Annotated in this window: 14 protein-coding genes; 4 read left to right on the top strand and 10 right to left on the bottom strand. The window is 56.8% G+C overall.

The features are described 5' to 3' along the window. Positions 1–80: 80 nt before the first annotated feature. A complete protein-coding gene (locus ACF0H7_RS08315; RefSeq protein WP_397452284.1) occupies positions 81–1,100 on the bottom strand; it encodes a Gfo/Idh/MocA family oxidoreductase in 1,020 nt (339 codons plus the stop codon). Positions 1,101–1,351: 251 nt separating this feature from the next. Then, complete coding sequence (locus ACF0H7_RS08310) at positions 1,352–2,269, bottom strand: DUF72 domain-containing protein (protein WP_397452283.1); 918 nt, start codon at positions 2,267–2,269, stop codon at positions 1,352–1,354. A gap of 233 nt (positions 2,270–2,502) precedes the next feature. Here ACF0H7_RS08310 and ACF0H7_RS08305 point away from each other — a divergent pair, with 233 nt between their 5' ends. Beyond that, positions 2,503–2,658, top strand: a complete 156-nt coding sequence (locus tag ACF0H7_RS08305; protein WP_397452282.1) for a general stress protein — start codon at positions 2,503–2,505, stop codon at positions 2,656–2,658. Between the two features lie 83 nt (positions 2,659–2,741). After that, complete coding sequence (locus ACF0H7_RS08300; RefSeq protein ID WP_397452281.1) at positions 2,742–3,248, top strand: DUF4142 domain-containing protein; 507 nt, start codon at positions 2,742–2,744, stop codon at positions 3,246–3,248. A 28-nt stretch (positions 3,249–3,276) separates the two neighbouring features. Here the strand turns inward: ACF0H7_RS08300 and ACF0H7_RS08295 are convergent, their stop codons facing one another. The 8 genes from ACF0H7_RS08295 to ACF0H7_RS08260 form a co-directional block, all read right to left on the bottom strand. After that, positions 3,277–3,918 (bottom strand): CGNR zinc finger domain-containing protein, encoded by a 642-nt coding sequence (locus ACF0H7_RS08295; protein WP_397452280.1) that lies wholly within the window; start codon positions 3,916–3,918, stop codon positions 3,277–3,279. A gap of 143 nt (positions 3,919–4,061) precedes the next feature. After that, the gene (locus ACF0H7_RS08290) at positions 4,062–5,270 is read right to left on the bottom strand and encodes a nitrate/nitrite transporter (RefSeq protein ID WP_397452279.1); all 1,209 of its coding nucleotides are present in this window, start codon (positions 5,268–5,270) and stop codon (positions 4,062–4,064) included. 32 nt (positions 5,271–5,302) lie between these two features. Further along, complete coding sequence (locus tag ACF0H7_RS08285; RefSeq protein ID WP_397452278.1) at positions 5,303–6,103, bottom strand: class I SAM-dependent methyltransferase; 801 nt, start codon at positions 6,101–6,103, stop codon at positions 5,303–5,305. A 45-nt stretch (positions 6,104–6,148) separates the two neighbouring features. Beyond that, on the bottom strand, positions 6,149–7,303 hold the full coding sequence (locus ACF0H7_RS08280; RefSeq protein WP_397452277.1) for a hypothetical protein: 1,155 nt from the start codon (positions 7,301–7,303) through the stop codon (positions 6,149–6,151). A gap of 29 nt (positions 7,304–7,332) precedes the next feature. Next, on the bottom strand, positions 7,333–8,058 hold the full coding sequence (locus ACF0H7_RS08275) for an SDR family NAD(P)-dependent oxidoreductase (RefSeq protein WP_397452276.1): 726 nt from the start codon (positions 8,056–8,058) through the stop codon (positions 7,333–7,335). Further along, on the bottom strand, positions 8,051–8,797 hold the full coding sequence (locus ACF0H7_RS08270; RefSeq protein WP_397452275.1) for a sulfotransferase family protein: 747 nt from the start codon (positions 8,795–8,797) through the stop codon (positions 8,051–8,053). The genes ACF0H7_RS08275 and ACF0H7_RS08270 overlap by 8 nt, the downstream gene beginning before the upstream one ends. Beyond that, a complete protein-coding gene (locus tag ACF0H7_RS08265) occupies positions 8,794–10,041 on the bottom strand; it encodes a transaldolase family protein (RefSeq protein WP_397452274.1) in 1,248 nt (415 codons plus the stop codon). The genes ACF0H7_RS08270 and ACF0H7_RS08265 overlap by 4 nt, the downstream gene beginning before the upstream one ends. Positions 10,042–10,070: 29 nt before the next feature. Further along, positions 10,071–10,793, bottom strand: a complete 723-nt coding sequence (locus ACF0H7_RS08260) for an HAD family hydrolase (protein WP_397452273.1) — start codon at positions 10,791–10,793, stop codon at positions 10,071–10,073. Between the two features lie 357 nt (positions 10,794–11,150). Between ACF0H7_RS08260 and ACF0H7_RS08255 the strand changes: the two genes are divergently transcribed. After that, positions 11,151–11,693, top strand: a complete 543-nt coding sequence (locus tag ACF0H7_RS08255) for a cytochrome b (RefSeq protein ID WP_397452272.1) — start codon at positions 11,151–11,153, stop codon at positions 11,691–11,693. 285 nt (positions 11,694–11,978) lie between these two features. Next, positions 11,979–12,842 (top strand): iron uptake transporter permease EfeU, encoded by an 864-nt coding sequence (gene efeU, locus ACF0H7_RS08250; protein ID WP_397452271.1) that lies wholly within the window; start codon positions 11,979–11,981, stop codon positions 12,840–12,842. Positions 12,843–12,847: the final 5 nt, after the last annotated feature.

Genomic DNA, 12,847 nt, shown 5'->3' with positions numbered 1-12,847 from the left:
TGATCCGAAATTGGCACAAAAGTTCGCCTCGGCCGGCAGCCCGCCCCATGGGTCGGACCGCCGCGAAGCGTGGAGCTACCCTATAAATGCACCACGCGCCCTTGCTCGGCACTCAATCGCGCCGCATCAAGCACCGTTGCCGAGATCACCGCGTCATGCGGCTCAACCGGATTCCGGCCTTTGCCCTGCACCGCCTCCTGTACCTGGCGATAGAATTCATCCCAGCAACCACGCTCGGAGGCAATACGCTCGCGCTGCTCGCCTTGCTCCAGCCAGCCCCAACGATCCGGCTCCTCGACGCCCCAGCGCTGACCCAGGCTTTTCGGCGACAAACCGGCCATCAACGCCGCTTCCTGGCCGTCCAGCCCATCAACGCTGTAACAGCCGGCGGAACCGCTGACCCTAAATCGCGGCCCCGGCGCATGCTGCAAGCAACTGCCCCACAGGTGCGAGGTCACGCCATTGGCATGGGTCAGTGCCACAAAGAACGCATGATCAAGGGTTGTTTCGGCGCTGACGAAATTCAGCTCGGCGTAGACCCGCGACACCGGCCCGAACAATTGCAGCGCCTGGTCCACCAAATGGCTGCCCAAATCACGCAGCATGCCGCCGCCCGCGACCTTGCCCACTGAACGCGGCGAATAGCGTTCGACGCGGGATTCGAAACGAGTGACATGACCCAGCCTGCCGTCAGCGATCAACTTGCGCACGGTGAGAAAGTCCGAATCCCAACGACGGTTCTGGTACACGCTGAGCAGGACCCCTTTGCGCTCGGCGGCTTCAACCAGTTCGCGGGCCTGTGCGGCATCATTGGCGAAGGGTTTATCGCTGACCACCGCCACGCCCAGTTCGATGGCTTCGAGAATCAGCGCTCGGCGCGAGGCCAGCGGGGTGGAGATCACCACGGTATCGACCCCACTGGCAACCAGGTCAGCGAGCGTGTCGAAAGCGCGCGCGTTCGGGTAGTCCTGGGCCAATTCCTCGCGGCGTTCCGCAGAGCGGGTGACCACCCCGACAAAGTTCGCGCCAGGCAGGCTGGCGATCAACGGCGCGTGAAAATAACGCCCGCCCTTGCCGTATCCCACTAATCCAATGTGCATCGAGCTCTCCCACTTTCATGTAGTCGTTACTGAACGATTTTCTCTTTTAGTGTATGACAAGTCGCGTCATTTTCTGCCGCTCTATTATTAGTTGAGGCGGCCGAGCTGTCGCGTTGCAAACATTGAAACGGACCTCTGTACATTCTGCGGGAGCCAACTTGTTGGCGAAGGCTTTGGTTGGGTTTTGCTGATTTTTTGAGAGGTCGCTTGTTGGGTCGCCGCGCCGCTGCAAAGGCGATTCAATTCTCAATTCATAACTCCAGCCCTCGCAAATCCCCCGGCGCCACCGCCAGGTGTTTATCCAGGCCAAAGCGCTGCAACAGCTTGCGCGCGTCGTAAGGTGCGCGGACTTTGATGTCGTTGTCGAAATAGCAGAACACATCCCGGGACTTGCGGGCACGGCCCGATTTGCCACTGACAAGGTGCGCATCCTCCGGTTGCGAGCCCTGACGCCAGGCGTCGATACGGTCGCCCCAACGTTTCAGTGCGGCCGGCGTGTAGCCGCTTTCGTACAACGCCTTGTCACCATGCAGACGCAGGTAAACGAAATCAGTGGTGAGGTCTTCGACATTTGGCCATTTCCCTGCCGTATCGGCGACGACCACGGCAGTCTTGTACTTGCGCAGCAACGCAATGAAGTCCGGGGTGACAAAGCTTTCATTGCGAATTTCCACAGCGTGACGAACACGGCCCCTGGCAGGAATGTCCAGGTATCCGGACTTCTCCATCCGCCCGTCACAGCCACGTGCGCAGGCTTTAGCCTGTTGGGTGTCATGCGGCAGCAGGGAGAGAAAGTGTTCGAACTTTTGCGCCTCGAATTTGAAGTTGGGCGGGAATTGCCAAAGGATCGGGCCGAGTTTGCGCTTGAGCTGAAAAATGCCCGAGGCAAAAAAGTTTGCCAACGGTGTTTCCACATCGTTCAAACGACGCATATGCGTGATGAACCGCGGCCCTTTGACACTAAACACAAAGTCGTCAGGGGTGTCGGCGCACCAGCGTGAATACAAATCCGGCGATTGCAGCGAATAGAACGAACCATTGATCTCAATGCTGTTGACTGCCCTCGAGGCAAACTTCAGTTCGTTCTTTTGCGTCAGCTTTTGCGGATAGAAATCGCCTCGCCAAGGCACATACCGCCATCCCGAAATACCGATGCGTAGATCGCTCATGTTGATACTCCACGTTCACGTTCAAGACATAGGAAGCCTCTCACCGCCGCGGGTTCCAAACTTAGGCTGAGCACACCAGGCCAGGGGCGTTTATTAAAACGATTCAGCCGATACTCTTTCACCGTTCATCGGCTTTCCGTTCAATTATTTAAACCATTTGTGGCGAATGACTTCACAGTTTTACGAGGCCTGTGCCTCGCATTACTCCTTATGACGCTCGAGGTGAATGGATCATGCCAACTACCAAAAAACCCATGACCGGCGGCAAGCAGTCAGACACCGGTAAAAAAGGAACCGGTGCTGGCGGCAACATGGTCAGTGATCGCGAAAAAGCATCTGATACTGGCAAAAAAGGTGGCGACCACAGCCACACCGGTGGACGCAAGTAAGCGTTCCCCCAGGCGGGAATGGTTATTCCCGCCTGACCACCTTTCACTGTTGAACTGTTTTTGCCGCCACGAGGATTTTGCCCATGAAACTTCCCACTCACTTCCTGGGTGCAACCGGTCTGTTGTTGCTCTTGAGTATCGCCAGTGTCACCGCACAGGCTGCTGCCCCCGCGGTATTTGTCGACGATGCGTCCGCCAAGGGCATAGCAGAAATCCAGACCAGCCAACTGGCCCTGGAAAAAAGCCAGTCAGCCGACATCAAGAGCTTTGCGCAAACCATGATCGAAGACCACACCGCCGCGAACAAGAAACTGGCGTCCATTGCCAATGGCCTGCAAGTGCCAATGGCCAAGGAAACCGAACTCATGGACCGGGCAAAAAAAACGGTGCTGGAGTATCGAGACGGTTCTTTCGACAAGGCCTATGTGAACAATCAGGTGAAAGCTCACGAAGACACCATTGAGCTGTTCAATAATGAAATGAAGACCTCGCAGACCCCGGAGCTGACTGCGTTCGTCAAAGAGGCATTGCCCAAACTGCAACATCATCTGGAAATGGCGAAGCAGTTACAGGCCAAGTACGATAAGTGAAGGCGCCGTCAGCTCATGCTTTCAGGCGCTAATGGTCATGGACCGACAACGCCTTCTTGGCTTTTTCCCGGCTGCCGCAGATATTCATCTGGCACCACCGCCGGCGTCCGTTTTTCGAAGTATCGACAAACAACCAGTCACAGGCCTGGGTTGAACAGATCTTCAGGCGGGCCAAATCCGGGGAGGTCAGCAGCGATGCGGCTTGTACGGTGAGACGACCGATCATGCTCGCCGTCATCTCGTCGATGCTGTTGCAGTGACGCCAACTCCACACCGCCGCATGCCCCACCGACGCCAATTGACGCTGGGGCGCCGTGTCCACCAGCGCGTTATTCAGGAACTGCAGACTGGCAGCCGTCATGCGCCGACCTTCGGCAATCGGGAAAAACAGCTGATAGAGACCTTCGCGAAACGAAATCAACTGCTCGAATGCATGGATATGAGTAGAGGGCCACGTCGGGAGCAATGTCAGAAACTGCGCGAGTTCTTCTGAACTGATTACCTGAGCATGGTGAAACCAGTACACCACGTCTTCGAGGCTCAACAGACTGTCGACTACTTCATCAAGTGTCGTTCCTGGACGTCGCCCATTACAGCTGTTCAGGAAGTCCAACACAGCCACACCACCCACCAAGCGAATCGCATCGATTTTGATCTGGCTAATAGGCATGGGGTCACTCCTGTCATGAGTGGAATAACTAATAATGACAGAGAATAACGCCACGGGATTTTTTTTAGACGACTTACTCTAAAGCTGCAGCGTTCGCAGGTTTCATGTTCATGAATCACCGTCCCTGGTTTAACCGCCCGCCTTCAACGTTGCCGAAGTTGCTCCGGCAGCGTCGCGACCACCAGCAATTGCACCAACAAGAGCAGTGAAATAATCATGTAGATCGGCGCGAACGAACCTTGCAGGTCCTTGCACACGCCGCCCAGGAAATTACCGCAGATACCGCCTAGCCCAATCAACACATTGGCAATGCCAAAGGCCTGGGTCAGGCGGCTGACATCGACGATTTGCCCAAGGTAGGTCGGCACCAGGCCAAACACCGGATAAAACGCCAAGGCAAACAGAAACCCGGCCAGGTAGAAATAGCCGCTGTCGGAGAAGTGATAGACGCATGCGCTGGCCAGGCATGCGCTGGCGAAACACAGAATCAGCGCCCGCCGCACGCCGATCCGGTCGGCGATCCAACCCACCAGAAACCCGGCGGCCATGCCCACGGCACCAATGGTCGACCACACCCAACCGGTGGTGGTCGCCGAAATACCCAGTTCGTCGCGCATGAACGGCGCCAGGTAGGTTTGAAAGGGCAGTAACGTCAGGCCGTTGAGAAAGGCCACCAGCCACATCAAGTACAGTGGGCGACTCAACCACTTTTGTGCGCCGGATTCGGTATTCGATGACACCACCCGCGGCTCGACTGACTGAGGGGTACGGCGCAGCAAGATCCAGGCAACGACGCACAACACCACCGAGATCAGCCCGGCCGTCAGCCAGATGCCGCGCCATCCCTGATGCATCGTCAAGGCACTGACCAGCAGTCCGTTGATGAATACCCCATAGCTGGTGCCGCTGGAAATCAGGCCCATGGTGCGGGCGCGCTTATCGACCGGAAAGTTCTTGGCGACGATTTCCGCCAGCGGAATGTAGACCGACGCAGAACAGCCGCCGAGCAACACCAACAGCATCCCGGACAACAGAACGCTATCACTCACGCACAACCCCAGTAGCGCCAGTGCCGTAACCGCGGTGGAACAGAGGCTGATTTTCCAGCCTTCGACGAATCGACTGATGTAACTGGTGAGAAATGAAAAGCTCAAGAACCCGACCTGCGCACCGCCCGTGATCAACCCCACCGTGGTGTAACCAAAATCCAGGTCACGGCGCATGTCCACCACCAAATTGGCGAACAGGTACACGCCAAAACCATAGGTGCTGGCGACAAAACCGGTGAGTACGATTGCCAGTACCACACCGTTGGCACGTGATGTCGGTACATCCACTGCAAAGGTTGTCATGAGGACTCCTCGTGATGCTGGTTGATCCGCCATCAGCTGACGAAGGCGCTATGGACAATGAAGTCGCTACTCATGACGTCATAAATCGGTTTGAAATCGCCGTACGATCGATGTTGATTGAAACCGGCCAGCTCGATTTCCGAACGCAGTTGTGCCGGCAGGATCGGATACACCCGGAGACTGAACGTGGTCCGATCACTGAAGGTGTAAACGAACTCGCACACCTCATCGCTGACTTCGCCCAACCCGACCTTGGCCGAGGTGCCACAGTAGTAATACCGACCGGATGATTTGAACTTGCCGGCGCGAATCGCCTGAAAGTTGCGTTGATCGACAATCAGCAAACCACCGGGTTTGAGCAGGCTGCGAAAACGCTTGAGCACCTCGTGGCGCGTCTGCTCATCGAACACGTGACACAGCGAACTGCCCAGGCACACCACCGCATCAAAAGTGCCTAGCACACGACTGTCCAGCTCCAGCCAGTCAGACTGGCGAATCGGAATGGAAACACCGTGCTTTTTAAAATTGGCATCGGCGCGCTCGACCATGGTCGGACTGCCGTCGCACGCCACCACATAGAAGCCCGCCTTGCGCAACTGCACGGCGTGGAAGCCACTGCCGGTGGACACATCAATCACCCGCCGGGCGCCGCTCTTGTGCAGCAGATCGACAAAGAACGAGCCCTCGCCCTCTGCCCGTTTTTGCCAATCGATCAACTCGTCCCAATGGTCGACGAAGTCACGGGTGTATTGACGGGAATAATTGGCGTCGCCACCGGTTCTGGCATGAACACTGGTTTCGGCGACATCATTTGAATACAGAACGTTGGACATGGCCTGATTCCTTTCACGGGTAATCGCTGGCGTTGACCGGGGGTGTCAGCGCCATACGGGGTAACCTTGCCGAGCCTTTTCGGCATAGCTTTTATATTTCTGGCCCAATTCGTCGGCCCATTGATGTACATCGTTGAGCCTCATGAAGGGCATATCGAAGCGCAGTTGCGCTTTCATGATCGACGTCTGCTTCGACTCGAACTGCACGCTGCCGTTAGGTTTAATCGACTCGATGCCATCCTGACACTGGCCAAGCTCGTTAAGGGCGATGGCATCTGCCCGGCTGAACCCGTTCGGCAACGCCAGCACTACTAGCCCCATGCCAAGCTTCACGGGATAACCTCCCGGCAAACCGTGTGGACCCGGGGCATGCACCTCTACTTCGTCCATCGAGAAGATATTGCTGATCACCGACACCGCCGAGGCAGCGGTGAGAAATTGGCCGTCGACGCCGCCCAGACGGCGAAACTCGGTACGCACCAGATGAAAAATGTGCGCGTCCTGTAGTTTGCCGGTCCAGTCGTCACCGTTCACTCGATAGGTGAGATTGTAATGCGCCTGGGGCGGAAGCCCGGCGCGCGGTACGTAGTGGCTGAAGTAGTGCTGGGCAACCAGTTTCACCTGCACCTGTTCCGGCAACACCGAGCCCAGTTTGGCTATGGCCATGCGCGTGGCCGGGATCAGGTTGGCGACATTGCCGATACCGATGTCAGGCGCCAGGTTGACTTTACCCAGTACCGCGTTGACGGCATCAGGGAAAGCGGCATTGATGACCGCAACACCAGAGCGCCGCAGACCGGACTTGGCGATCGCCTGCATCAGGTTGTAAGCCGGTGCCAGGTGCATTGGCAGCCAGGGTCCGAACTGCGCTTGATCGAGTGCCTCGAAATGAGCTTTCGGCAATTGAGTAATGATTCGCCATGATTGCAGGGACGCACAATTGACGATCAAGTCGGGTTTGGTCGCAGCCAGAGTTTCAGCGGTGCGGTCAATGTCATCCAGATTAATTTCCAGCGCGGAGATCGAACAGTTCACGCCCAACTGCAACGCGCCCAGTCGGATCAAATTGCACATACGCGTGGTCTTTTCCAGATCTCGACTGCCGACACAGAATTGAAAGGTATTGCGCGGGGCGAGGATTTGCAGGATTTGCAGACACAAGTTGCCAGCACCGATGATCAGTAATTTTTTTCTGTACATGGTCTGCTCCCTCAATCATGTGGACTGAGCTAGCGCGGGTAAGCACCGTTATCCACTGCAATGATTTTTCCGGTCAGATGCCTGCTTTTTTCCGACAGCAAAAACACAATCACATCGGCCACGCCTGATGGGGTAATCGGATCATCCAGGGTTTCCTGACGTTGATACTCGTCTCGCCGGTGATCGGGTATCCGGTCATAGATGGCAGTGTCATGCACCAGTCCCGGCGACACCGCGTTCACCCGAATGTAGGGGGCGAAGTTCCAGGCATTGGCCTTGGTCAAGCCGATGACCCCGGCTTTGGTTGCGCCGTACAGCGCATCGCAACTGCCCACTTCACCCGCGACCGAAGTCACGTTGACGATGCTGCGAAAGGCGTGGTGTTCCATCTCGCGCCTGGCAAAGTCTTTCGATAGATAAATCAGCGCCTTGAGATTGACCGCCCAGACCTCGTCGATCTCTACGTTGCTGTAGCGATAAACGCTTTTGCCGTAATACAGCCCCGCGTTGTTGACCAATGCATACAACGTCTCATGTCGGTCATACAGGTCTGGAATGAACGTCTCAATGGTCGAGAAATCGGAAAAGTCGGCGTAGTGCGTTTCCAGATTTTCCCGCCCCGTTTGCGCAGCGAGACGTTCGAGCCCAGCCATGTCCTTGTCGGCGGCGATGACATAAAACCCTTGCGCCAGGCACGCCATTACAGTGGCTTTGCCGATACCGTTTGCGGCCCCGGTAATTACAACCTTATTCATGCGTTTCCCCTCCATGGGCAAATTGGTTCATGCGCTCATAAAACGGCCGGTGATAGTCGTAATAGGCTTTCATTTGCGGGTATTGCGCGAGCAGTTGCGGGTCAAATGCCTCGTCCGAGGGTGCGCTGATCCGGGTGCTGTCTTCGGCGTCCTTGTGCCAACTTCGCCAAGGCAACCACTGCGGTGGACAGGCTTTGTCCCAGCTCATCGCATGGGGTAAAAACTCCAGTTCAAGGTAGTCGCACAGCCGGTGCACGGTCTCGACCGGATGCCGGGCGAGGTCGTCGGCATTGATCACCCAGGGGATTTTTCCAGTCAGGTGGGAGAGCTGGCAAAACAGCTCGTGTAACGCCTGATGGCCTATGGCGGCGAGAGGCATCTGCGGAAAAATCGCAAAATGCGACAGGATCGAGCGACCCGGTTCACGGATGATAAAAACGTGCTGCTGTTCGAGTAAAAAGTCAGGGTCTGCCTTCAGGTCATCCAGACAGTGATACGCCATGTCCTTATGGAACACGTGCCCATCCTGGCGCGCCAAACGCAGCTTTGTCTTGATGGTTTCGTAGGTGGTGGGCAGCCCGCAATCGAGGTTATCCGAGGGGATCGCCGAGTGTTGGTCAAAGGCCATGTGGGCAAAGAGCTCATGGAATACCAGAAAATCCCCACGCTCGATAAACACCCGCTCCAGCACCGTCGAACGCGAGCGTGGGTGCGCCCACAAGGCGATCATCCGGTTCATGTCGCGGCTCCCGGACGTGCCTGTGGATTGACCGGCGCTGACCGACCCGACCAGTGCGTCAAATGATCGCTGGCCTTACTTGCCAGCCCGCTCACGATAAAATCGCCCAACCGACGGTGGGCCTTGCAGGCTTCGTGGCGCGCACGGATGAAGGCCGGTTGCCGGGCAAAATCCGCTGGCGCAATGGCGCCCTCGAAACAAGACTCGCGAAAGTACGGCAACTGCATCAACTTGCGCATCGTGGTGGACGGAATCGCGTTATCGCGCTCCGGTTGCAGCGGTTTGCCCTCGGCTTCTCGTTGTACGAGAAACTCGATGATCTCGGCGGTCAGGGTGTAGCGGGTCTCGTGTTCGCCGGTTTTTTGCAGATGCCAGCACTGTCGACTGCCATCTGCTGCCTGGTCGACCTTGATGCTGGACAGCAACAGCCTGGCGGGGCTCAGTTGGCGCGCCATAAAGGCCTGGATGGTTTGATAGATCGCGATTTCCGCCCAACGCTTGTCCAGCGGCGTCAGATGAATGCCCTGCTGCTCGGCTTGCCAATCCAGCAACGCCTCACCGCCCCAGCGCCCGATCATGAAGGTGATGACGTAGCGTGACGCGCTCAAGTCCCTGCCATTGCGAAGCGCGATCACTTGCCCACGACGAATGGCTTCAATGCCGGCCGCCACCTGCGACATACTGAAGCAGAAGGTGTTGTTGATCGAGCAGCCTTGCGCCACCAGGCGTTCGATGGCCGCATAACCTGCACCGCTGCCCGGTACTTTGACCAAGACGTTCGGCGCTATCCGCGCCAACAGCAACCCCTCCTGGACCATGCGTTCAGTCGAGTGAACATCGAGCGCATTGACTTGCGCCGACAGCCAGCCTTGCTGATGCCCGCTCTTGTGCCACAACCCTTTGAGCAACCCCGCACCCTGGCCGATCAACTCGGCGTGCAGGCGTTGCTGAATCTGCGCGTTATCATTTTCCCGATGCAACGCATGGATCCGGGGCCACCAGTGTTCCTGATCGTCGATAATGGTCGAGGCCACCAGCCGTGGATTGGTGGTAGCGCCGCTGACGCCCGCCAGGCCTGGGGAAAACCGCTCAGGCAACAGCTCCTCGGTGAAGACTCGGACCTGTGGATAACACATCAATAGCCGTTGCCTCAACGCGGTATAGCCCGTCGGTGAAGCATCCAGCCACACCTCGGAATCGGGGTGCATGTTTTTCAGCAGGCGAACAAAGTCCGTAGCTTCCATGTTAATGATTCCTTTCGTTAGTGAAGTGCTCAGCCAAGCAGGTCGAGCAACTGACTCATCCTGGAGAAGGGCGTCGCGCCGGCGTCTCGCAACTCCGAATGGCGATCGGCGGGTCCGAAACCCAGCACCGGAATGCCCGCAGCCACCGCTGCCTGCACGCCTGGAACGCTGTCTTCGATGACCAGCGCCTGATCAGGTTCGACGTGATAGCGGGCGCAAGCGACCTGAAACACCAGGGGGTCAGGCTTCCATTGGCCCAGCTCATAGCAACTGAACACCTTGCCTTCGAACCAGGGCCATAACCGGGTCAGCTTCAGGCACACCTCGACCTTCGAGCGCGGCGCACTGGAAGCGACACAGATGCGAGTATTGAGGCAGGACAGCACGTCCAGAATGCCCTCGGTCGCTTGTAGATCGGTTTGGTAAACCGCTTGGGCCTGCACCCGCAAGGCCGCTTCGAAATAGAAAGGTAATTCAACACCGTATTCGCGCTGAAGCTCGGCGAGGCACACGCCGAGCTTTCGGCCCCTGAAGCGCTGGATGCAGTCGCGAGGGTTCAAGTGTGCCGGGTGTTGCTGTTCCAGCAGATGCGCATTGAATAGATCGGCCAGTACGCTGAGGGTAATTTCCTCGCTCTGCACCAACACCCCGTCACAATCGAAGATCACTAACGCGGGGCTGCCCCCGAACTCATGACGATCGACAAAACTCTGACGGTGAGTGAATTGATCCGCGTAACCACTGGAAAGCATATCTATTCCTCCCTGAAGTCCTGCAAGGGCACGTCTGTCAGGGGTACAGGTTGGATCCAAATACAAAACCTGTCAAAGCGGTTTCAACGGCTTTGTAAGTACAAATCACGATAAAAAAAAACTGGAAATTTCCTATTGTCAGGTACCGAGGTTAAACCGAGCTATTCAAGCAACAGGACATAGCTCAGGCAATCCGAATGGATTGATGGGCAGTGCTTTGGCCTCTTCAATCGCAAACAACCAAAATGAGACGACCAGGGGTTGAATAATTTCCGGCGTGGAGTGTTCTTACTCCTGAATACGGCAGACATTGGGTTCTGCTGTGCACTGAAAAAAATCATTCTCTGGAATCTCACCGTGAATACGACCTCTTTGACTCAACGCTACAGCGCCAAAGCCCGCTGGCTTCATTGGGTGATGGCTGGCTTGATCGTGCTGGCGTACATCCTGATGCTTAGCCGCACACAATTTGAAAAGGGCACAGACGCTCGAACCCTGGTGATCCAGAGCCATTTTTGGGTCGGCATCCTGGTCTTACTGATGGCGTTTTTCCGTATCGCCGAACGTCGTCGGCATACACCACCCGGCATCACCCCGCCGCTCGAAGGTGCCCTGCACTGGCTGGCCAACGCTTCGCATTACGCGTTGTACGCGTTTCTGTTGGTGCAGCCGTTGTTAGGGGTTTCGACCGTGCTGGCAGGCAACGGCGCACTGCCGATTCCATTGACGCATTGGGCGATTCCCTCACCGTTTGAAGTTTCGAAGCCGATGGCGGAGTCGTTTGCACATCTGCATGTGTGGCTGGCGACGATCTTCTACTACGTGATCGGCCTGCATGTGGTGGCCGCACTGTGGCACCACTTTGTGCGTCGTGACGATACGGTGCGCCGGATAGTTTAAGCCCCAGACTTGCCTGCAAATGAAGCGACGCGATGAGTCGGACAAGCCGCCATCGCCGTCGCTTTTGATCTTCGCGATCCACTCGGCGAAACCCACTATCGCCTAAGCCGAACTGGCCAACACGTTTGCTGAACCCCACCTGAACAGCCAAATAACGACGGAAAATGTTGAAAAACAACTATCCGCATTCAATAATGAGTATCATTATGTTACACATTGCCATCGGCACTGAAGAACGCTTCAAACAACCGTTGGCTTGCCCTACAGAACTGATTTTGGTGAAACATGCTCGTTCCTTTTTTGATCATGCTGCGCGAGGGGATTGAAGCCGCGCTTATCGTCGGCATCATTGCCAGTTACCTGAAACAGACTGGCCGTGGCGAATGGATGCCCGCCGTCTGGATCGGTGTGTTTCTCGCAACAGCCCTGGCGCTGCTGGTCGGTGGCGGCCTGGAAATGGTCAGCGCCGAATTCCCGCAACGTCAGCAAGAACTGTTCGAAGGGATTGTCGGTTTTATCGCCGTCATCATTCTCAGCTCCATGGTGTTCTGGATGCGCAAGGTTGCGCGTTCGATCAAACACGAGCTGCACGCCTCGCTGGAGGCCGCGCTTTCGACCTCGAAAAACCAGGTCTACGCACTGATTGCCATGGTGTTCTTCGCCGTGGCCCGCGAAGGGCTCGAAACGGTGTTCTTCCTGCTCGCCGTATTCCAGCAAAGCGAAGGCCCCGGCGCACCGCTGGGCGCACTGCTCGGCCTGCTGCTGTCGATTGCCCTCGGTTTCGCCCTCTACACCGGCAGCATGCGCCTGAACCTGGCGATGTTTTTCCGCTACACCGGCCTGTTCATCCTGGTGGTCGCGGCCGGCATCTTATCGACCTCGGTTCGCGCCATGCATGAAGCCGGGCTGTGGAATCACTGGCAGGCTGTGGTGTTTGACGTCAGCAACGTCCTGCCAATGGACGGCCCGGTGGGTTCAGTTCTGGCGGGCATGTTCGGCTATCAGGACACCCCGACCGTCAGCACCTTCAGCGTCTACCTGATTTACCTGATTGGCGCCCTGGTTCTGTTTTTCCTGCCACCTCCCAAGGCGGCGAGCGCGCCGGCCAAATCGGCGGCACCTCAATCTTCCTCTGTGTTGAACAAATAAGGGCA

Origin of the sequence: Pseudomonas sp. NA-150 (assembly GCF_044336365.1) — a bacterium.
Taxonomy (GTDB): domain Bacteria; phylum Pseudomonadota; class Gammaproteobacteria; order Pseudomonadales; family Pseudomonadaceae; genus Aquipseudomonas.
Note: the sequence above shows the minus strand (reverse complement) of the source record. Positions and strands in the feature narration are given on the sequence as shown.